Source organism: Oceanobacillus sp. FSL K6-0251 (genome assembly GCF_038004725.1).
GTDB lineage: Bacteria > Bacillota > Bacilli > Bacillales > Amphibacillaceae > Oceanobacillus > Oceanobacillus oncorhynchi.
Map to the genome: position 1 here is coordinate 2,834,977 of NZ_JBBORS010000001.1, position 19,967 is coordinate 2,854,943.

General features: G+C 39.8%; 21 protein-coding genes and 1 riboswitch. Of the genes, 13 read left to right on the plus strand and 8 right to left on the minus strand.

The genetic code is table 11. From position 1 onward, the window contains the following. Positions 1-114: 114 nt before the first annotated feature. Both MKY45_RS14215 and mntR read right to left on the minus strand, forming a co-directional pair. Positions 115-1,005, minus strand: a complete 891-nt coding sequence (locus MKY45_RS14215; protein WP_341173039.1) for a patatin-like phospholipase family protein — start codon at positions 1,003-1,005, stop codon at positions 115-117. Positions 1,006-1,143: 138 nt separating this feature from the next. Further along, positions 1,144-1,563, minus strand: a complete 420-nt coding sequence (gene mntR / locus MKY45_RS14220; RefSeq protein ID WP_042536314.1) for a transcriptional regulator MntR — start codon at positions 1,561-1,563, stop codon at positions 1,144-1,146. A gap of 731 nt (positions 1,564-2,294) precedes the next feature. Here mntR and MKY45_RS14225 point away from each other — a divergent pair. Together MKY45_RS14225 and MKY45_RS14230 are read left to right on the plus strand one after the other, a co-directional pair. Then, the gene (locus MKY45_RS14225) at positions 2,295-3,269 is read left to right on the plus strand and encodes an ABC transporter ATP-binding protein (RefSeq protein ID WP_341173040.1); all 975 of its coding nucleotides are present in this window, start codon (positions 2,295-2,297) and stop codon (positions 3,267-3,269) included. Then, positions 3,256-4,029 carry an ABC transporter permease gene (locus tag MKY45_RS14230; protein ID WP_042534734.1) on the plus strand — a complete coding sequence of 258 codons (774 nt, stop codon included), beginning with the start codon at positions 3,256-3,258 and terminating at the stop codon, positions 4,027-4,029. Before MKY45_RS14225 ends, MKY45_RS14230 begins: the two co-directional genes overlap by 14 nt. Before the next feature lie 283 nt (positions 4,030-4,312). On the opposite strand, the gene MKY45_RS14235 is transcribed toward MKY45_RS14230, so the two are convergent. Both MKY45_RS14235 and MKY45_RS14240 read right to left on the minus strand, forming a co-directional pair. Continuing rightward, complete coding sequence (locus MKY45_RS14235; protein ID WP_341173041.1) at positions 4,313-4,822, minus strand: GrpB family protein; 510 nt, start codon at positions 4,820-4,822, stop codon at positions 4,313-4,315. A 94-nt stretch (positions 4,823-4,916) separates the two neighbouring features. Next, complete coding sequence (locus tag MKY45_RS14240) at positions 4,917-7,481, minus strand: vitamin B12-dependent ribonucleotide reductase (RefSeq protein WP_332093745.1); 2,565 nt, start codon at positions 7,479-7,481, stop codon at positions 4,917-4,919. Positions 7,482-7,957: 476 nt separating this feature from the next. On the opposite strand from MKY45_RS14240, the gene MKY45_RS14245 reads away from it, so the two are divergent. Continuing rightward, the gene (locus tag MKY45_RS14245; RefSeq protein WP_042534741.1) at positions 7,958-8,332 is read left to right on the plus strand and encodes a rhodanese-like domain-containing protein; all 375 of its coding nucleotides are present in this window, start codon (positions 7,958-7,960) and stop codon (positions 8,330-8,332) included. A 92-nt stretch (positions 8,333-8,424) separates the two neighbouring features. On the opposite strand, the gene gcvPB is transcribed toward MKY45_RS14245, so the two are convergent. The 3 genes from gcvPB to gcvT all read right to left on the minus strand — a co-directional run bounded on the left by gcvPB (position 8,425) and on the right by gcvT (position 12,412). Beyond that, a complete protein-coding gene (gene gcvPB / locus MKY45_RS14250) occupies positions 8,425-9,885 on the minus strand; it encodes an aminomethyl-transferring glycine dehydrogenase subunit GcvPB (RefSeq protein WP_042534743.1) in 1,461 nt (486 codons plus the stop codon). Beyond that, positions 9,878-11,227, minus strand: a complete 1,350-nt coding sequence (gene gcvPA / locus MKY45_RS14255) for an aminomethyl-transferring glycine dehydrogenase subunit GcvPA (RefSeq protein WP_256704805.1) — start codon at positions 11,225-11,227, stop codon at positions 9,878-9,880. The genes gcvPB and gcvPA overlap by 8 nt, the downstream gene beginning before the upstream one ends. Positions 11,228-11,308: 81 nt before the next feature. Then, entirely contained in the window at positions 11,309-12,412 is a 1,104-nt protein-coding gene (gcvT, locus tag MKY45_RS14260) for a glycine cleavage system aminomethyltransferase GcvT (RefSeq protein ID WP_212929468.1), read from the minus strand. Positions 12,413-12,646: 234 nt separating this feature from the next. Further along, positions 12,647-12,736, minus strand: a riboswitch (glycine riboswitch). A 160-nt stretch (positions 12,737-12,896) separates the two neighbouring features. Here gcvT and MKY45_RS14265 point away from each other — a divergent pair. Together MKY45_RS14265 and MKY45_RS14270 are read left to right on the plus strand one after the other, a co-directional pair. Beyond that, a complete protein-coding gene (locus tag MKY45_RS14265; protein ID WP_042534749.1) occupies positions 12,897-14,561 on the plus strand; it encodes a DEAD/DEAH box helicase in 1,665 nt (554 codons plus the stop codon). Next, complete coding sequence (locus tag MKY45_RS14270; protein WP_042534751.1) at positions 14,545-15,336, plus strand: YqhG family protein; 792 nt, start codon at positions 14,545-14,547, stop codon at positions 15,334-15,336. Before MKY45_RS14265 ends, MKY45_RS14270 begins: the two co-directional genes overlap by 17 nt. 5 nt (positions 15,337-15,341) lie before the next feature. Here the strand turns inward: MKY45_RS14270 and MKY45_RS14275 are convergent, their stop codons facing one another. Beyond that, positions 15,342-15,536, minus strand: a complete 195-nt coding sequence (locus MKY45_RS14275) for a YqzE family protein (protein ID WP_042534755.1) — start codon at positions 15,534-15,536, stop codon at positions 15,342-15,344. A 148-nt stretch (positions 15,537-15,684) separates the two neighbouring features. Between MKY45_RS14275 and comGA the strand changes: the two genes are divergently transcribed. The 8 genes from comGA (at position 15,685) to MKY45_RS14315 (ending at position 19,904) form a co-directional block, all read left to right on the plus strand. Next, a complete protein-coding gene (comGA, locus tag MKY45_RS14280; protein WP_341173042.1) occupies positions 15,685-16,683 on the plus strand; it encodes a competence type IV pilus ATPase ComGA in 999 nt (332 codons plus the stop codon). Continuing rightward, a complete protein-coding gene (locus tag MKY45_RS14285) occupies positions 16,652-17,692 on the plus strand; it encodes a type II secretion system F family protein (RefSeq protein WP_042534758.1) in 1,041 nt (346 codons plus the stop codon). The genes comGA and MKY45_RS14285 overlap by 32 nt, the downstream gene beginning before the upstream one ends. Before the next feature lie 12 nt (positions 17,693-17,704). Next, the gene (gene comGC / locus MKY45_RS14290) at positions 17,705-18,010 is read left to right on the plus strand and encodes a competence type IV pilus major pilin ComGC (protein WP_042534761.1); all 306 of its coding nucleotides are present in this window, start codon (positions 17,705-17,707) and stop codon (positions 18,008-18,010) included. Then, positions 17,997-18,428 (plus strand): competence type IV pilus minor pilin ComGD, encoded by a 432-nt coding sequence (comGD, locus tag MKY45_RS14295; protein ID WP_193063930.1) that lies wholly within the window; start codon positions 17,997-17,999, stop codon positions 18,426-18,428. Before comGC ends, comGD begins: the two co-directional genes overlap by 14 nt. After that, positions 18,412-18,750, plus strand: coding sequence for a hypothetical protein (locus tag MKY45_RS14300; protein WP_042534765.1), 339 nt, complete (start codon positions 18,412-18,414; stop codon positions 18,748-18,750). Before comGD ends, MKY45_RS14300 begins: the two co-directional genes overlap by 17 nt. Continuing rightward, positions 18,701-19,168 carry a competence type IV pilus minor pilin ComGF gene (gene comGF, locus MKY45_RS14305; RefSeq protein WP_084612993.1) on the plus strand — a complete coding sequence of 156 codons (468 nt, stop codon included), beginning with the start codon at positions 18,701-18,703 and terminating at the stop codon, positions 19,166-19,168. The genes MKY45_RS14300 and comGF overlap by 50 nt, the downstream gene beginning before the upstream one ends. Continuing rightward, positions 19,140-19,508, plus strand: a complete 369-nt coding sequence (locus MKY45_RS14310) for a hypothetical protein (protein ID WP_212929467.1) — start codon at positions 19,140-19,142, stop codon at positions 19,506-19,508. The genes comGF and MKY45_RS14310 overlap by 29 nt, the downstream gene beginning before the upstream one ends. 153 nt (positions 19,509-19,661) lie before the next feature. Next, the gene (locus MKY45_RS14315; RefSeq protein WP_040985302.1) at positions 19,662-19,904 is read left to right on the plus strand and encodes a DUF2626 domain-containing protein; all 243 of its coding nucleotides are present in this window, start codon (positions 19,662-19,664) and stop codon (positions 19,902-19,904) included. Positions 19,905-19,967: the final 63 nt, after the last annotated feature.

Consider the following 19,967-nt stretch of genomic DNA (forward strand, 5'->3'; position numbering starts at 1 on the left):
GAGCGGCTATATTCAGCATTTTTTATATACTTTCTTATTCTTCAAATAAAGCGCGTTCGAATATTATCCCATTCGAACGCGCTTTATCCATTACGTACCTCTGAAAAATAATAATTAACCACTCCATGTACGCAAAAATTTTTCACTGGATTCTTTTCCAATCCGACGCAGCTTCTCTCTGTTCTCCTCTGTAATATTAAAATTCATGGAATTCTGTTCAGGGGTGGGGACAAAAATAATATGATCTGCTTGATGCTTGGAAATATATCGGTTATCATGCGCCTGCTTCATCGTTGTGAAAAGGGAAGGAAACATATTGAGCGCATTTCGAATCTGATGCGGCTCTACAGATGTGGAAGGATCTGTTAATTTTACACCGATGACAGGACGTACCTGCTTCTCTTCTGCTTCTGAAAAAATCCACAATGGAAAATTGCTAAGCAATCCCCCATCTACGATAATGCTTTTTTGCTTATTTTTACCCTGTATGGATTTCGGCATAAAAAAATAAGGAAACCCGGCGCTCATCCGAATAGCGGCGGCTACCGAAAACGTATCTGGACGAATGCCATATACTCTTTCTAAATCATCTGGGATTACTATCAGTTTACCAAGCGATAAATCACTGACAACTACCTTTAACACACCTGGTTTTAAATCGCCAAACCGATATATATTCCGCTTGGATAATGCATCTCCCAACCATGCTTCCAGCTTCTCCCCTTTATATAATCCTAATTGAAAATACAGAAATAACCACTTTGTAGCCGGCAATAATTTGGATAACAGCGGCGGATCAGCTAAACTCTGAACATCCAATGTTTTCATTAATTCTTTAATATCCTTATAATGATAACCTGCTGCCAAAAACCCGGCTATAATAGCTCCTGCAGAAGTTCCAGCTGCACGCTCCACCTGCAAATTTTTCTCCTCCCAAGCTTCCAACACGCCGACATATGCAAACCCCTTCACTCCCCCGCCAGAAAATACAGCATCAATTTTCATGACATCGCTCCATCCCTTATAGGTGCTTATTGATTTATACGTCTATCAGCTTGTTTATTATGCTTTTTCGCACCTGAAGATGAAGAAATGACCAGTTAAACCGCATCAAAAAAACCAGTCATTCCTGAGAATAACCGGTTACGTTTTATTAACTTCATTTATTTTTTGCAGATCTTTTCTCCGCTGTTCATCTTCTTTAAAATAAGCAACCACATCTGCTATCCTGTCTATCGAATTCCAGCTGAGATGATGCTCTATACCTTCTACATCATTATATATATGTTCTTCGTCCACTCCGATTAACTCCAGAAAATTTTCTAACAGATCATGTCTGAAGACAAGCCGTTCACCGATTTTCTTCCCCTTCGATGTCAGTACAAAACCACGGTATTTTTCATAATCTAAATAATTATCCTTGTCCAATTTCTGGACCATCTTTGTCACAGAGGACGGGTGCACTTCTAATGCTTCTGCAATCGATGAAACCCTGGCATAACCCTTTGCTTCAATTAAATTATAAATAATTTCAATATAGTCTTCCATGCTCGGTGTAGGCATAAAAAAGCTCCTTTCTATGTTTTGTCACAGAGAAACGTGAACACCTTCAATAAGAACGTTAATTTTTTTTATCAAAGGAAACTTTTTTTCTAATTTAATAATAGCTGATTTCCTTATAAAACTCAAGTTATTATCCTTTATTTGTATATTCACTTCCGCTTTCATCCTTTGCAGCAGGCAATAAGAAAAACCCAGGACTTCACTTGTTCTTTAAAACATCCGTTTTCTTGCCAAGGAGATGTCCGCTCCGGGAAGTCGCTTTCCGCGGGCAACGTTCAGCCTCCTCGAAAGAAGACCGCTTTCTGCGGGGTCTTCACCTGTTGCTTTTCCCGCAGGAGTCGACTTCCCTCCGCTCCCATCAAAGAAGAATTATGTTTTATTTGCTTTTTTACAAAGAAATAATCCAAATTCTAGCGACGCTTTTGGATGGGCAAGTAATCGCAATTCCAGTCCCAACTATAGCTCTGTCTGCGCTTATCGCTAAGTCTTCTTTAAAGAAAATGAGCTCAGGGCCAACGGAAGGCGAAGTGTATTTCTGTGGCCTAAGATTACTTACCCCATGAAACCCGTTTGAACGGCTATTTTCAGCTTTTTTATAAACATTCTTATTCTTGAACAAATTAGCATATATTCCTTCAGATACGTCTGAAGACGGAGGTTATTTCCTTCGATGGATTGTTGTTCGGATTTTTGCTAATTGCTACAATTATTTCAGAAAGAGGAGGGATAACGTGGAAAAGATAATTGAGATCAGCCAGTTAAATAAAAGCTATCGGAAAAGAAAATCAAAAGAAATTGTTCAAGCGGTCAAAGACGTTGATTTTAATGTTTATAAAGGAGAGATTCTTGGTCTGCTTGGTCCTAACGGAGCCGGAAAAACGACTACGATCAAATTAATATGCGGTTTGTTATACCCGGACAGCGGCGAAATAAAGATAAAAGGAGTACCTAATACCGCGAAACGCTTAGAATCGTTACATCATATCAGCGCCGTGCTGGAGGGCAATCGTAATTTATATTGGCGGCTTACGGTGAGAGAGAACTTGGAGTATTTTGCCGGAAACAGAGGAAGGTCAAGAAAGGAAGTCAAAGAAGAGATCGATGAACTGCTGCAAATGTTCCGTTTGAAGGAAAAAGAGAATGAACTGGTAAACCGGCTTTCCCGAGGGATGCAGCAAAAATTAGCAATAGCTGTAGCGATGCTTGCTAATACGGAAGTCATGCTCTTAGATGAACCCACGCTTGGTTTAGATGTGCAAACCGGATTGGAGGTTAGAGAAATCTTGAAATCCATTGTTCAAAATTATCAGCGTACCATTATCATCAGCTCTCATGACATGGAAGTGATTCAGGATATTTGTGATCGCACCGTTATTATTAATCAAGGAACTGTCGTTATTGATCAGCGCGTCGATGAACTGATAAAACTGTTTGAAGTACGCTCCTACAGACTGACTTTAAATGAAGCTTTGTCACCAGATCAGCAAAAAGCCATTTCCGCCCGTTTTCCGGCAAATGATTATGTAGAGGACGAACTATTCAGCTATCTTACTGTACAGCTTGAGAAAAGCGAGGATATTTATCAGATTTTTCAAGTATTACAATTGAACCGTACACCAATTGATTCGATTGACCGAAAATCGATTCGGTTTGATGAAGTATTTTTAAAAATTATTGAAGGAGACTTTCAACATGCTGTGGATTAATCTATTTCGAGCAAACCTGCGAAAGGAATACTTGGAACTGAAGCGTTATTTACCAAATACTCTTGCCCTTGTTTTAACCTTTTATTTTATCTTTTTAGGTTTATTTGGAGTAATACACTTTTTTGGGGATCCATCAACACAGGATGCGAATATTCAATTTGTGATTGTTAACTATATCTTCTGGTTTTTGGCACTTAGCGTCATTCAAATGTTTGGTTTCGAAATTGTAAATGAAGCCATTCGCGGAACGCTTGAACAATTGTCGATGTCACCGATGGGGATCTGGCGTATTTTAAGCACAAGGCTGATTGCCAGTACAATTATTTACGGAATCATTATTTCTATTTTACTGGTTATTACCATGCTGACAGCAGGACAATGGCTTAATATTGATATTGTATCTATTTTCCCTGTCTTTGTATTAACTGTTTTCGGAATGTATGGCGTCGGATTAATGGTCGGCGGGCTGGCCATTGTTTATAAACAAATTCAAGCCTTCCTGCAGATATTGCAATTTTTATTGGCTGGGCTGACCTTTATTCCGCTTGCTGCATCCCCTCTTATGTATTTTCTGCCTTTTGTTATTGGCGTTGATTTAGTCAGAGATATCATGATCGACGGACAGACTTTAATGGATATCGGCTGGCTGCCGCTGTTAATTTTATTTATAAATGCTCTCGTCTATTTTATCGCTGGTCTGCTCTTTTTTAAATACTGTGAACGCATGGCGATGAAAAAGGGATTGTTGGGGCAGTATTGATATAGGTTTAAATCTTGATGAATCATCCTGTCTGATTTTATAATCAGCAGGATGATTACTAACTTTCATAATGATTTTTTAAATATTCCGATTTATTTTCAGCTTATTTTAAGCGTATTAACCATGAAAGAGATGGTTATGGAAGAATAATCAGCTGCAGGCGAAATAGACTTTATTTCCTTTTTCACCTTTATTCCGATTAAATATGCAATAAAGCTGATAGAACAGACAGAAGCAATGGGCAATCAATGACCCTACAACTCCTTGATTAATTTATGCGCATTTACTTATTCCTAAACCAATTTAATGCCCACTGTTCTACCCCCTCTACAAATGTTCTTTTTGCTTTACTGTAAAAAGTAGTATCATCGTATTTTAAGGCCAGTTCTTCTTTCAAATTACTCTCTCTCTCTGCTTCAATAGGGTGGTTCCTTAAATAATCTCGGAATACTAGGTGTCTCTCAACTTCGGGATTATTATATTGGTAAACATGAATATGATGTGTTCTGTTTTCCCCGCCCTTTCGGAATAATCGTCTATTTTTTATTCCCCACTCTCCAGCAACATCGTATCCCAGCAGACGCATCTGATCATTGAAAGCATCCATTTTATTGATATCTTTAACAATACATATCATATCAATAACAGGCTTTGCCTTCATTCCTTTGACTGCTGTGCTTCCGAAATGTTCAAATTTTATTATTTCACTTCCAAACACTCCACTTAAAAGTCGCACCTCATTTTCAAACATTTCAATCCATTTTTCGTTGTATTCAGACAGACGGATTTTCAAATAAACCTCTCCCTGTACATAGATTTTATATATCAAACTGTATTATATACCAAAAAAGAGGGTTCTGTTTATAAACAGAACCACTCTTTATGTCTTACAATCCACATTTCAATTGAGCACCACAGCTGGTACACGTATTACATCCGCCGATATCTTCTACACTGCCTTCTCGGCAGACTGGACAGGTATCTCCCACCTCAGATCCGATTGTTACATTTGTTTTATCTAATTCCTGAATGGTGTCCATAAGAACAATTTTTTTATCTTCTTTCTCATCCGGGAATAATTCTGTCTGCTCCCCTACTTGGTTATCCTCTGCTTTTAAGGTTAAGACCTGCGAATCTCTGCTTCCATCCACATAGACCGTACCGCCTTTGGCACCGCCCTTATACAGACGGCGGTAAACACTTTCTACCTGATCAACGGTATATCCTTTTGGTGCATTTACTGTTTTGGAAATCGAGCTGTCCACCCAGCGCTGAATCACACATTGTGTATCCGCATGCGCTTCCGGACTTAAGTCCATTGCGGTTACAAACCACTCCGGCAGCTCTTTATCCGCTGCTTCTGGATGTTCATTTAAATATTCTTCCACAATATCCGCTTTTACTTCGATAAATTTACCTAATCGTCCGCTTCTGTAGTAAGAAAAGGAGAAGTATGGTTCCAGTCCTGTGCTTACTCCGACCATCGTGCCTGTACTTCCAGTTGGAGCGACAGTCAGCAGATGCGAGTTGCGGATACCATGCTCTAATACGCCTTCCCGAATGTCTGCAGGCATTTTTTGCATATATCCCGTTTGGATGAAACGTTCACGGAGCGTTTTTGTTTCTTCCTCTGTTTCACCCACCAGGAAAGGAAAGCTTCCTTTTTCTTTCGCCAACTCGATTGAAGTGCGGTAAGCAGTAGCTGCCATGATTTCAAACACTTGGTCAATCAGCTTATTTCCTTCTTCTGAGCCATAAGCTGTTTCACAATAAATCAATAAATCATGCAGTCCCATCACGCCTAAGCCGACACGTCTTTCTCCTAAAGCCTGTTTTCTATTTTCTTCTAAGAAATATGGCGTTGCGTTAATTACATTATCCTGCATCCGCACACCAGTTTCTACAGTATCTTTTAATTTTTCTACATTTACCTTTTTGGTATCTTTATCTGCCATTTCAGCAAGGTTGACGGCAGCCAAATTACAAACAGAAAACGGAGCAAGCGGCTGCTCACCGCAAGGGTTTGTCGCAACAACCTGCTGACCATACGCTTTTGCATTTGTCATTTCATTGGCATTATCTATAAAGAAAATGCCCGGTTCTGCAGAGTATGTTGCACAAATATTAATCAAGTTCCACAGTTCTTTTGCTTTCACTTTCCGGTAAACCCGAACGCCATAGCCCATTTCTTCCCATTTACGGACATCGCCTACCTCATACCATTGTTCATTATAGGCTTTCATTTCTTCCAGTGTATAATTTTCTACATCTGGAAAGCGCAGCTCATAGTAATCGTCTTTTTCCACGGCTTCCATAAATTCCTTTGTAATACAGACAGAAATATTTGCACCTGCCAGGAAATCCGGATTATGGACGGAATACGTTCCGCCATCACGCAATAAATCCGTTGCCTGCTTCATGGCAGCATCTGTGAACCCGCCTTGGCCGGGGATGGCTTTATAATTGACAATTCCCTGGTACAAATCAAATTCTGTTTCTGTCAGCGGGGTGAATTTTAACTTCTCATTTGCCAGCTGCTTCATCTGCTCATCTTCTGTATTTTCTACTAAATAGCGTAAAATACGCGGATTCTGCATTTTTGAGATAATAAATTCCACAATATCCGGATGAGAATCAACGAGCATAATCATCTGTGCACCGCGTCTGGAACCGCCCTGTTCAACCAGATTCGTCAATTTGGCGATATCGTCCAGCCAGGAGACACTTCCTGAAGATTTTCCGTTGACCCCTCTGGCCAGTGTATTTCGCGGTCTTAATGTGGAACCGTTCGTGCCGACACCGCCGCCGCGTGACATAATCTCCATTACCTGTTTACGATGATCGGAAATACCTTCGCGCGAATCTTTTACAAAAGGCATCACATAACAGTTAAAATAAGTTACATCGGTTTCAGCGCCTGCTCCATATAGCACACGGCCCGCCGGGATAAAATTCATAGAAGCCAATTGGTTATAAAAGGCATCAAATGATTTGGCCTTTCTTTCTTCGGTTTCTTCTACTTCTGAAAGACCGGTCGCATTTCTTTTGGCAATTTGTTCATAATAAATTTCCAACGGTTTTTCGATAACATCGAGTGAACGCGTGATCATCCCGCTTTCCCGTTCTTCTTCCTTATCCAAAACCCCGACATAATCGGATTCGACAGCTACTTCCGCCTTGTTTTCTTCCCAATTAATATCTATAATAAATCCTAGACCCCGAGCGGGAAATTTAGGGTCTGCTTTTACGGTCAAGACAACAAAATCACCTTTTTTTAATGTTTTTTTCTCTGTATCTTTATATGCATACCGATCCAGCATGACCAATCTCGACACGCCTTGATGGGTGATATGCATTTCTTTGGTAATTGGATGCACTGCTTCAAATTTTTTTATATCTTCATTAAGCGCCCCGATATTAACCTGCCTTAATGACTCTAAATGGATAGTCAATGTTATCGCTCCTTGTCTTGCAATTGATTACTTATTAGTTTATCATAACTCTTCTTCACAAAACAATATATAGTATCCAATTCATTATTCTGACACAATATATAGTTAATTATCAGAAAAGCAAGTACCTTTCATACAAGCGCTGATTACTTTTTTTATTCCCTTAAAGCGGACTAGAAACACCCCTTTTTTCTAAACATAATATCTGCAGCCTGAAAGTTGATTATTATTTTTAGCTCTTCATCAAAATCTATGAGTAACATAGTAGATATAAATTTGCGGCCAGCGACTGCTACGGAAATACACTACGCCAGCGAGTTGCTTTTATCTCATTTAACTATATTTTCCAACCATAGATTCTGGTGTTAACCCTTACTTTCAGATGATTTTCCGTCTGCAAAATAAAAACTTTGAAAAATAAAAACGCTGCCCATATAATAAGAGTGTAGAATATAAAGATAGACGGGGGAAACAAAATGACATTTTTACTCATTGCTTTAGTTGTTCTGCTTGCGATTACTATTTTTCGCTACTATAGACAACGCACTTATTTAAATGTACTGACAGAAGATCAATTTGTAGAAGGCTACCGCAAAGCACAATTGATCGATGTACGTGAGCCGCAGGAATTTGATAAAGGTCATATTCTCGGAGCGCGTAATATCCCGGTAACGCAAATGAAGCAAAGACTTGTGGAATTGAGAAAGGACAAGCCGGTCTACCTGTATTGTCAAAACAGCAGCCGTTCCGCAAGAGCTGCGCAGCTCCTGCATAAAAAAGGATTTGAAGAAATTTATCAGCTTAAAGGCGGATTTAAAAAATGGACTGGAAAGATTAAAATGAAAAAATAAAGCCTTTGTTTTCCATTTTGTGAAAGCTGTTAATTGGGCTAAAAATAAAAGCTGATTCAGAGCATAACCTCTGAATCAGCTTTTATGATGGTTTACGATTCTTCGTACCGCAGGATTGGTTTACGTGCAGCGGTTGCTTCATCCATCCGCTTCACAATTGTATGATGTGGTGCCTCCTGTACAGTTTCCGGGTCTTCTTCTGCTTCTTTTGCTATACGGGTCATGATATCAATAAAGGAATCGAGCGTTTCTTTCGATTCTGTTTCAGTAGGCTCAATCATCATCCCTTCTTCCACATTCAACGGAAAATAAATGGTAGGTGGATGAATATCAAAATCCAGCAGCCTTTTCGCCATATCTAATGTGCGGACGCCAAGTTTTTTCTGAATGCTCCCCGACAGTACAAATTCATGCTTACAATGCTGCGGATAAGGCAGTTGAAATACTTTTTCTAACTGACGCATCATATAATTCGCATTGAGTACGGCATATTCGCTGACCTTTTTCAGGCCCTCTGCTCCCATCGTACGAATATACGTATACGCACGCAGGTTAATACCAAAATTTCCATAGAACGGTTTTATCCGGCCGATAGACTGCGGTCTGTCATAATCAAAGCGAAACGAGTCCTTTTCCTTCATAATTAATGGTTTTGGCAAATATGCTGCCAGCTCTTCGCTGACTCCCACCGGTCCTGAGCCTGGACCGCCGCCGCCATGCGGACCTGTGAACGTTTTATGAAGATTTAAATGTACTGCATCAAATCCCATATCTCCCGGTCTGACATAACCCATAATCGCATTTAAATTAGCGCCGTCATAGTAAAGCTTACCGCCGGCATCATGTATTATTTCAGCCATTTCTAAAATATCTTTTTCAAATAATCCTAACGTGTTCGGGTTGGTAAGCATCAAGGCTGCTGTATCTACCCCTACAACCCGCCGCAAATCATCCAGATCCACTAATCCTTCTTCATTTGATTTCACGGTAACTGCTTCAAACCCGGCTACTGCTGCAGACGCCGGATTGGTTCCATGGGCAGAATCCGGTACAATGACTTTTGTACGGTTATAATCCCCATTGGCCTCATGAAAAGCACGAATCATCATTAATGCAGTCCACTCTCCCTGCGCACCGGCAGCTGACTGTAATGAAACCTCATGCATGCCAGTAATTTCTTTTAATGACTCCTGCAAATCATAGAGCATCTCCAGAGCACCCTGCACCGTGTTTGGATCTTGATAGGGATGAATATGACTGAAGCCTTCCAGACGCGCAATGTCTTCATTAATTTTCGGATTATACTTCATCGTGCAGGAACCAAGGGGATAGAACCCGGAATCTACCCCATAATTGCGGGATGCCAGCCCAGTGTAATGACGAATAATATCCAGTTCACTTACTTCTGGCAGCTTAGGAGGTTCTTTGCGAATATAGACGTCCTCTAATTCTTCCTCTAAATCAAAGGCATCTATTTCCAATTCCGGCAAGCTGTAGCTCGTTCTCCCTTCTTTACTGCGTTCAAATAATAATGGAAAATTTTTATCAGCCATGCATATCCCTCAATTCTTTTGCAAGTTGGTCTATCTCTTGTTTTGTACGAATTTCTGTCACAGCCACAAGCATCTGACCATGATAGGAAGGGTCGATTTTTCCCAAATCAAAACCGCCAAGAATTCCTTTTTCAAGCAATGCAGCATTTACTTTAGTAATGTCCTGATTTAACTGAATGACAAATTCATTGAAGAATGGGCCATCATAAACTATCGAAATACCTTCTTCTTTCAATTTCTTCTTTGCATAACGGGCTTTTTGCATATTCATTTCGGACATTTTCCGTATCCCATGCTTGCCGATAGAGCTCATCGCAACAGAGCTTGCTAATGCATTCAGCGCCTGATTGGAGCATATATTGGAAGTTGCCTTGTCACGTCGAATATGCTGTTCCCGTGCCTGCAGCGTCAGCACATAGCCTCTGACTCCATTTTCATCCTTTGTCTGACCGACCAGACGTCCCGGAACCTTGCGCATTAATTTTTTACTTGTTGCAAAATATCCGCAATGCGGCCCGCCAAATTGGGCTGGAATCCCGAATACCTGCGTGTCGCCGGTTACAATGTCCGCACCAAATTCTCCCGGCGGAGTCAGATAGCCGAGGGCGAGCGGATTGCTGGACACGATCAGCATGGTCTTCTTTTGATTTTCTAACAGCTTTTGGATTGCTTCCATTGGCTCTATCTGCCCGAAAAAATTCGGATATTGGACGACAACACCCGCAATATCCTCATTCAGAAGTTCCTCCAAATGGACGAGATCTGTTTTTCCATTTTGTAATGGAATCGGAATTATTTCAACTTCCTGTCCTTTCGCGTACGTATGAATAACCTGTTGATATTCAGGGTGGACGGCGTCTGATACCAGCACTTTCTTACGTTTGGTCTGGGCGGCACTCAGATTTACTGCTTCTGCTAAAGACGTACCTCCGTCATACATAGAAGAATTTGCGATTGGTAAAGCTGTCAGTTCAGAGATCATTGTCTGAAATTCAAAAATTGCCTGCAATTCTCCCTGGGAAATTTCCGGCTGATAAGGTGTATATGCTGTATAAAATTCAGATTTCGAAATGACATGATCAACAATGGAAGGTGTGTAATGATCATATACACCTGCCCCAAGAAAGGATACAACGTCTTTCGTGGATGTGTTTCTATTTGCCATCGCTGTTAATTCCTTCATCAATGCATATTCATTCTTTGGTTCTTTTAACTCCAATTCCTTCTGGAGACGAACGCTGCCTGGGATATCTGCAAACAGCTCCTCCGTATTCTCTATCCCTATGGTCTCCATCATTTCTTGTTTATCTTCCCTGGTCATCGGTAAATAACGAAACTCCATCTTTTCTCCCCCTTATTTTACTGCACTAATAAAGTGAAACTTTTTTCCCCGAACTCTTTTTCCTGTGAAAATGTACGATGATTATCTACGGTAGAACGGTGTCTCGACCACCTTCGCTTTTAAGCGGCGCTTTCGGACCTGAACCTCCACCTCTGCTCCAATCTTTGCGGAATCAGATTGAATCAGTACGAGCCCAATATTTTTGTTTAGTGTAGGTGACTGTGTACCGGAAGTAACAAAACCAATCTCGCTCTCTCCCTGGTACACTGGATAGCCGTGTCTTGGAATGCCCTTATCAATCATTTCGATTCCTGCAAGCTTTCTTTCCGTCCCATTAGCAGCTTGCTGTTCAAGTGCTTCTTTTCCGATGAAGTCTACTCCCTTATTCAGCTTCACAGCAAAACCTAAACCAGCTTCCAATGGCGAAATATCAACTGACAGCTCTTGCCCGTATAAAGCAAGATTCGCTTCAAAACGCAGTGTATCTCTTGCTCCCAAACCGATTGGCTGGATGCCTTCTTCCCTTCCCTTTTCAAGCAGTATATTCCACAAATATTTGCCATTTTCAGAATCAAGATAAATTTCAAAACCATCTTCGCCTGTATAACCAGTTCTGGAGATGAGGGCCTTTCCTTCTATTCCTTCCACTTCGATATCCTTTTTAAAACGGAAGAAAGAGATATCTTGAAGCGGTTCTTTTACAATCTTTTGTAAAATCTGCTCCGCTTTTGGTCCTTGCAAAGCTAATTGCGCATAATTTTCCGAAACATTTTTTATGGTAACATTCGGATTGAAATTATTTTGTTCCTGCAGCCAGGCAACGTCTTTCTCCGTATTAGCAGCATTTACAACAAGCAAGTATTCATTTTGAGCCAGCATATATACAATTAAATCATCGACTGTTCCTCCATTTTTATAGCACATAAACGTATATTGTGCTTTGTTTGGCACTAGCTTTGTTACATCATTTGTTAATATCGTCTGTAAAAAATGGACGCTTTCCGGACCGCTCACCAAAACCTCGCCCATATGGGACACATCGAACAGACCGGCTTTTGTCCGGACCGCTTCATGCTCTTCTTTAATACCTGAAAACTGTACCGGCAAATCCCATCCGCCGAAATCAATGGTCTTGGCAACCCTTTCATAAGCTGGAAAAATCGGTGTACGCTTTAATTCACTCATCTGCTTCTCTCCTCACTAAGGTTGATTGAAATACATGAACATCCTTATAACATTTGCTGGTGATTTTTTTAAAAATTGATTTTAAGCACAAAAATAGAGACTCCTCCTAAAAGAAGTCTCTGTCCGCAAACCAGAAAGTTGCATATTCACAAAGAAAACGGTCTTCATCATGTGAATATTTGCTTCGTGGGTGGTCTATAGACAGCTGATGCCTATAAACGCTCTCCAGAGTAGCGTCCTACAAGAGTCTTTTTGCCTGAGAGATTCGCTCTTAACTTGCTCCTTCGGCGTTACATAAACTGTAAGCTCTCCCCTTGTATTCATCCGCTGATTGAATATATTCATGTTGGTTATACTAAAGGATATATAATCCTTCATCATATATTATGTTAGCAGGAAAATCTATTTGACAAAAGTATATCATAACTCTTTAAAAAAGTAATTGAAAAACCATATTTTACCCGAAAGGATGTGCATCGAATAAATGGATTCTATTCAAATTCAACAAGACAATCAATTCATTACCGGCTTAGAGTCAGCCTTTCGTGATGAAAATAATTTAACAAATTGGGAGCTTTTTCGTATGGCATATCAGGCTGCAAATCTAACAAAGCGCCCTTCTTTCAATGGCTTGCAGGCGCTGGAATATTTGCCGCATCTGGATATTTTAGATCATCAATTACAAGCTGCTGAACAAGTAATTGAAACGATGCATGGCCGGGCCATTTTAGCGGATGAAGTAGGACTTGGAAAAACAATTGAAGCAGGGCTGGTTCTAAAAGAATATATGGTAAGAGGGCTGGTGAAAAAAGCATTAATTCTTGTTCCGGCTTCTCTCGTAAATCAATGGGAAAAAGAATTAAACGAAAAATTTCTCATTCCTGCCATTGCCTATCGTAAAAATTACAGCTGGGACGATAATCCAATTATTATATCTTCCATCGATTCCGCCAAGCGTTCTCCGCATCGGGAGGCTATTTTAGATATAGATTATGATTTTATCCTGGTGGATGAAGCTCATAAACTAAAAAATGAGCAGACAAAAAACTACCAGTTTGTCCAGGAATTAAAGAAAAAGTATTGTCTCTTATTAACCGCTACGCCGGTACAAAATAAGCTGTTAGAATTATTTAATCTTGTCAGCCTTTTAAAGCCTGGACATTTAGGGAATTATAAAAGTTTTACAGAGAAATATGGAAAGGACCGCAAAAAAATGGAGCAGGATCCTTATCTGAAGAAGCTTGTCCAGCAGGTAATGGTCCGTAATACAAGGAAAGATACCAGCTTAAACAATTCTAAAAGAAAAATCCAAACCATTTGGACTTCTCTTCCAGAAAGCTATCACAAGGTTTACCATCAATTAATGGAGCTGTCTTTTGGAATGGCATCCTTTGCTAAAATCACTTATTTACGTGAATTCTGTTCTTCCAGAGAAGCTTGCTTTACCTCTTTACTGAAATTAGACCAAGATGGAAATCATGAAGCTATTCAGGAAGTTATCGGAAACATTGAACAGCTGGAGCAGCATCCCAAAGCGGAGGAATTAACCAATCTGATTAAATCGCTGAATGGTGAAAAAGTGATTGTTTTTACCGAATATCGCGCTACACAGTACTATCTGCAATGGTATCTGCAGCAACATGGTATTTCTTCGGTACCTTTTCGCGGCGGCTTTAAACGAGGGAAAAAAGATTGGATGAAGCAATTATTTAGGGATCATGCACAGGTTCTGATTGCTACCGAAGCCGGCGGCGAAGGAATTAATCTGCAATTTTGTCATCATCTGATCAACTATGATTTACCTTGGAACCCGATGCGCTTAGAGCAGCGAATTGGCCGTATTCATCGTTTTGGTCAAGAATCAGATGTGCATATCTACAACATTGTCACTAAACAGACGATTGAAGAGCATATATTGTCCATGCTTTACGAAAAAATAAACTTGTTTGAGAATGTAATTGGTAATTTAGATGCCATTTTAGCAGAGTTAAAAGTAGATAGTATGGAGAAAGAAATAGAATCTATCTATCAGGAATCCACTTCAGCCGGAGAAGTTCGTATTAAGCTTGATAACTTGAAATACGTGATGGAGCAGGCAAACCAGGAAATACAAAACGAGGAGCAATATAGAGATGGAACAGCAAATTGATTTATCCGATTTTCTAACCAGCTATTTTGAAACCAAACATTGTACCATTCTTTCTAAGGATGAGGGACAAATCCATATCCAGCTTACCGAGGAAATGGATAAAGAATTAATGAACCGCCCTTTCTACTGGCATTACATTAAAAAAATCGGCCGGGAAGGAGAGCCCCAGGCGCTGCGTCTGATTACGGACAAAGAGAAAGCGAGTGAACCAGGGGAATGGATTCATTTTGGGAGTCCGAGACTGCATCAAATTATTAATAAATTAACGGAGAAAGAACGTTATACCAGATTATTTGAGGAGGTCCGCACATCGGAAAACACTCCCCTGTATCCTTGGCTTGTAGTCAATATAAAAATCAGCTATCGTGGTGTCCAGCATAGGGATGAAATATTTTCAGTAGGCCTGCAGCTGCTTCATGGACATATGGCTTTAAATATGATGGATTATTTAGAACGTATCCCGCTTGATAGAGCCATATCCGATTATTGTTATACACTGACGCCGATGATTAATCCCAAAAGCGGATTTCTCCGTATTCAAAACGTTTTATTACAACATGTTCAAAACCAGGATAACGCATGGGCTGCTGCATCTATCAAACAGCTGGAATCGGAAAAAGCTACCTTAAAGCATTTTTATGCGGATGAACTTGATCATCCAAGGCATGTAGAAGAATTAGAAGCATTGGAGAAGCGGTTTAAACCAATGATTACATTTCAAGTGATTAACGGAGGGATTTTTTACTTAACTGCATCCACAATGAATGAGAAATAGCCGGATTAATCCCGGCTATTTTTTCTTTCATGGTACCAGGACTGAATGGAAAAAGGAATAACCCCCAGCCATTTGTTACCATAGATCGGATAAGATGATTTCTTCTTTTTTTGTTTGCGCTCTGCTTTTTCTTCTGAAGATAAGTTCATGTATTTCACCGCTTCTTCTGTCAGAAAACGGATATAGTCATTGCTTTTCATACTCTATCATCGCTCCTTTTTGAAGACCGTTCTATTTTTAGTTTAAACAATTAAAAAAATTCTATTCTTTTTTGATAAAAAGAAGGACATTTAAAAAGAATGTCGAATTATAAGTTATGTCAGAAATAGTTGTAAAGGAGGTGAGCTAATGAATCACGTCACAAAATTATCTGACGATCTCTTTCAGTCGGCCACGAAGCAGCATGCATCCGATATCCACTTCTATCCCTATGAGCAGGAAACAGAAATTTACTTCCGCATCCACGGAAAACGTACCTTCATCCGGACCATTTTAACAAAGCAATATCAGCTTTTAAGAACATTTTTTAAATTTAGTGCGAATATGGATATCGGTGAAAGCAGAAAGCCTCAGGCAGGTACGATGATCTGGAGTTTCGAATCAAGAGATTATGCACTTCGTATCTCAACCCTTCCTCATTATCAGCAAGAAACGATTGCCATCCGGATTCTTCCTCAAAATGACACTTTACCGCTGGATTATTTATTTCTTTTTCCAAAACAAATAAAGCAAATGCGAAGATGGATGAGCCATGAATCGGGCCTTATCCTGATAACCGGGGCAACAGGAAGCGGGAAATCATCTACATTATATTCCCTGTTAGAAACGGAAATGAAAGAAAGACCTTGTCAAATCATTTCTTTAGAGGACCCCATCGAAAGAAAAATAAAGCAAATTCTGCAAGTTCAAATAAATGAGCGTGCAGGTATTTCCTATCAAGCGGGATTAAAAGCTGCGTTGCGTCATGACCCTGATATTCTGATGGTCGGGGAAATACGGGATAAAGAAACTGCGCACTTTGCCGTAGAGGCTGCTCTGACCGGTCACCTCGTCCTTAGTACGCTGCATGCAAAGAATGCTGTCGGTACGATTTTCCGTTTGAAAGAGATGGGTATCAAAACAGCCAATCTTCATCAGATTCTGATTGGAGTAGGTGCTCTGCGCCTTATTCCAATCAGAAGAAAGAATAAACAGCAGCGGAGTGCTATCGGAGAATTGATTGAAGGCGTCCACCTGACAAAAGCCATTGAAGGCAGCCTGCAAGCTCTCCCGGAAAAGCAGCAATTTAAAAATTTACAAAGAAAGGCATTTGCTTATGGCTTTACTGAAACGATTTCTCCCCAATAATCAAAGGTTAACGATTACCACCCAGCTGCAATTTTTACATGTTTTGCAGCGCATGCTTTCCAGAGGCCTTACCCTCGTCCATTCCTTAGATGCAATGAAATATTACGGTGAGTTAGAACACATTTCCAAACAGGTTTTAAGTAATCTGGAAGCGGGAAAGCAGCTGGATGAAGCAATGGATCAGGCTGGTTTCCACCATTCCATTGTCTCTTACCTTTTTGTAGTAAGGGAAAAAGCAGATATTTATGAACGAATCGAGCATTGCTATCAATTATTTCAGCAACGCGTTCACTACATTCGTAAATTTCAGCAAACAGTGCGTTATCCCCTTATATTAATGATAATTTTCAGCGGGCTGTTATTTTTTATTTATTCACGCGTCATCCCTTCCTTCCAGCAGCTGATGTTTGGTGAGCTTCCCATGCTGCTGCAGACTGTTATTTTTCTTTCTGCATGGCTCGGATATTCTCTCCTAATTCTTCTTGTTTTTTCCACCCTTGTTGTACTTGTTTGGCTATTTTCAAGAAATAATATCTCTTTAGAAACAAAACTGTCTATATATAAACGAGTGCCTCTCTACCGCTCTTACGTAAAAAGACAAACATCCTTCCACTTTGCCGCATTATACAGCTCTCTCCTGCAAACCGGAATGCCGATGAAGGAATTATTAAATTATATGTCCCGGCAGACTAAGCTCCCGATTATTTCTTATTACGCGAAGCAGATGCAGCTGGAATACTTTAAAGGAAGAACCATTCACGGACTGTTAACAACAATGGAATTTTTAGAGAGTCATCTGACGGATATTTTATCCTCTAATATGGATGCGAAAAGCCTGGCGAAGGATTTAGCTATCTATGCAGATATTTCGATTGATACCATGTATCAGCGGCTTCAAAAAAGCATTGTTTATATCCAACCGGTTTTTTTCTCAATTATCGGCGCATTTATCATATTGATTTACGTTAGTCTGATGTCGCCTATGTTTGAATTGATGAATACAATGTAAAGGAGCGGTTTTATGTTAAAAAGTTCAAAAGCATTTACACTGATTGAAATGTTGATAGTTTTAATGGTTATCTCGGTAATAATGATTTTAATTATACCGAATCTGGGAAAGAAAACAGGGGATGTTCACTCGAAGGGCTGTGATGCATTAATTTCTGTCGTACAAGCTCAGGCAGATGCTTATCATATTGATACAGGCAATTTACCTTCCAGTATGAATCAGCTGGTAAGCGCTGATTATATCACCGAAGACCAGCGGACATGCTCAAACGGAAATGAGCTCTCCATTTCTAATGGTGTTGTAAATGCTTCAAACTGAACGAGGGTTTACACTGATTGAGGCATTATTCGCATTATCCATCCTGTCGATTATTCTTTTACTCATTCCAAGGCAGCAGGTGGAGCAAATAGAAAAATTAGAGCTGCAGCATTTTTTTGATACATTAGAAATGGATGTGCTCTACTTGCAAAGCACAGCAGGCACGCAGGAAAACGATATCCCATATGTACTAAAGTTTAACCCGGACAGCTACAGCATTGTGCTTGATCGATTCAGAGAAATCAAGCGGGAATATCCGGCTCAATTTTCGTTAGTAACCTCATTTCCCAAAAATGTTGAATTCTACATCAGCGGGGTTATAAAAAACCCCCAGACGATTCGAGTAAGCTTGGCAGGAGAGCCTTATCAGATTGTATTTCCGTTAGGGAAAGGCAGATACTATGTGGAAAAAAGATAAAGGGTTTACCTTATTTGAAACTTTAATCGCATCCCTGCTTCTATTCTCCATGCTCACGATACTTTTGCCGCTTCTCTCCATCATTGCCAAAGAACAGTACAATTCCATTGAAAAAGTACAAATCACAAGTAAATTACATGATGACATGCAGGGCGTGCTGGCGGGAGCGGCACCTTTTCAGGACTACTACACCGTAACTCCATATCAGACGCCTGCAGCCTTCTCTTTTTCGCTGGAAGGTGAGTACCTGAAAGGATGTGCTGAATGGACTAATGCAAAACAAAAAAAAGAGAGTAAATGCCTCTACGCGATTATGGAGTAATACAAAAGGTTTTACATTCATTTCAATGCTCGTTGCTATGACCGTCCTGGTATTAACACTGCCTTTTGTATCTTACGCTCTGTCTGCATTGCAGCTGAAACAAACAAATACGGAAGCCTTATCTGTACAACAATTTTTCACTCAATTACACTATGATGTCATGTCTTCCTCTTCTGCGCATGTAGCGAATAATCAATTATATATCCGTGCTGCCGATCGAAACGACCATACAGAAAGTATAGCCCGCGTCAGCCTCTACAATAATACGGTACGCAGGCAGGTAAATGGATTAGGCCATGAAATTTATCTTCGTCAGGTTGCTGATATTACGTTTGAAGAACATGCAAACGCCATTTATTTAACCATTACCAAAGAATCAGGTGACGTTTATGAAAAAACGATTTACAATTATCCATAATCAGCAAGGGTTTTTATTATTTCATGTCGTCTGGGTAATTCTTATTGTATTTCTTTCAATCCATTTTTTGCTTTATCATTACCATACGTCAAAAGCTGTCGCTCAAAACCAGCTGTATCATATAGAAATAGAAACACTTTTTCAAATGGCATATCAGCAATTACGGAACGAAACAGGTGATGATGAGATTTCTTTTCCCTATCAGACTGATTATGTTTTTCCTCAAGGAGATGTTACCATAACACTTCACAAAGAAAGAAACAATACAATTTATATCGTTTTTTTAATCAAACCGACAGATAGCAATCATACTTATCGATTATCCCGCCCTTACGTATAAAAGGACAGATTCAGCATTAATGTGAATGATTTTTCATTGTTTTGAAATTAAATCTATGCTAATTGGGCATGATATCTTTAAGAATCGTTTACAATCCTTTCTTGCTCGTATATAATAACTATGAGAACGTTACCTATAAAGGAGGGGGAAGACATGGACCGCATGTTTCGTGTTCTTGCCTTTTGGACAGGTATTTTTACAGTTATGTTTTATGTAGGTGACATGCTGAATACTGCACTATTATTCCTGGTTCAAACGGCGTTTTTCCTTACACTGAGTTACTTAAAGCTGTCTGAACGTATGTACATGTATCTATTTGGTGCATATTGTACGGTATTTATTGTTGGATATACTTGGTATTCTGAGTTTATCCTGGTACCTGGATTTGGACATTAAAAACATCGAAAAAAGACCATCTGTATTGGATTATAGATGGTCTTTTTTCTATTTAATTTTGGT

Bases quoted from the DNA above. Each gene is read 5' to 3' on its own strand.
- MKY45_RS14230 (WP_042534734.1), top strand. From the start codon at position 3,256: ATGCTGTGGATTAATCTATTTCGAGCAAACCTGCGAAAGGAATACTTG.
- MKY45_RS14315 (WP_040985302.1), top strand. From the start codon at position 19,662: ATGGACCGCATGTTTCGTGTTCTTGCCTTTTGGACAGGTATTTTTACA.
- mntR (WP_042536314.1), bottom strand. From the start codon at position 1,563: ATGCCTACACCGAGCATGGAAGACTATATTGAAATTATTTATAATTTA.
- comGC (WP_042534761.1), top strand. From the start codon at position 17,705: ATGTTAAAAAGTTCAAAAGCATTTACACTGATTGAAATGTTGATAGTT.
- MKY45_RS14275 (WP_042534755.1), bottom strand. From the start codon at position 15,536: ATGAAAAGCAATGACTATATCCGTTTTCTGACAGAAGAAGCGGTGAAA.
- MKY45_RS14215 (WP_341173039.1), bottom strand. From the start codon at position 1,005: ATGAAAATTGATGCTGTATTTTCTGGCGGGGGAGTGAAGGGGTTTGCA.
- MKY45_RS14270 (WP_042534751.1), top strand. From the start codon at position 14,545: ATGGAACAGCAAATTGATTTATCCGATTTTCTAACCAGCTATTTTGAA.
- MKY45_RS14300 (WP_042534765.1), top strand. From the start codon at position 18,412: ATGTGGAAAAAAGATAAAGGGTTTACCTTATTTGAAACTTTAATCGCA.
- MKY45_RS14265 (WP_042534749.1), top strand. From the start codon at position 12,897: ATGGATTCTATTCAAATTCAACAAGACAATCAATTCATTACCGGCTTA.
- MKY45_RS14310 (WP_212929467.1), top strand. From the start codon at position 19,140: ATGAAAAAACGATTTACAATTATCCATAATCAGCAAGGGTTTTTATTA.
- comGA (WP_341173042.1), top strand. From the start codon at position 15,685: ATGAATCACGTCACAAAATTATCTGACGATCTCTTTCAGTCGGCCACG.
- MKY45_RS14285 (WP_042534758.1), top strand. From the start codon at position 16,652: ATGGCTTTACTGAAACGATTTCTCCCCAATAATCAAAGGTTAACGATT.
- comGD (WP_193063930.1), top strand. From the start codon at position 17,997: ATGCTTCAAACTGAACGAGGGTTTACACTGATTGAGGCATTATTCGCA.
- MKY45_RS14245 (WP_042534741.1), top strand. From the start codon at position 7,958: ATGACATTTTTACTCATTGCTTTAGTTGTTCTGCTTGCGATTACTATT.
- gcvT (WP_212929468.1), bottom strand. From the start codon at position 12,412: ATGAGTGAATTAAAGCGTACACCGATTTTTCCAGCTTATGAAAGGGTT.
- gcvPA (WP_256704805.1), bottom strand. From the start codon at position 11,227: ATGGAGTTTCGTTATTTACCGATGACCAGGGAAGATAAACAAGAAATG.
- comGF (WP_084612993.1), top strand. From the start codon at position 18,701: ATGCAAAACAAAAAAAAGAGAGTAAATGCCTCTACGCGATTATGGAGT.
- gcvPB (WP_042534743.1), bottom strand. From the start codon at position 9,885: ATGGCTGATAAAAATTTTCCATTATTATTTGAACGCAGTAAAGAAGGG.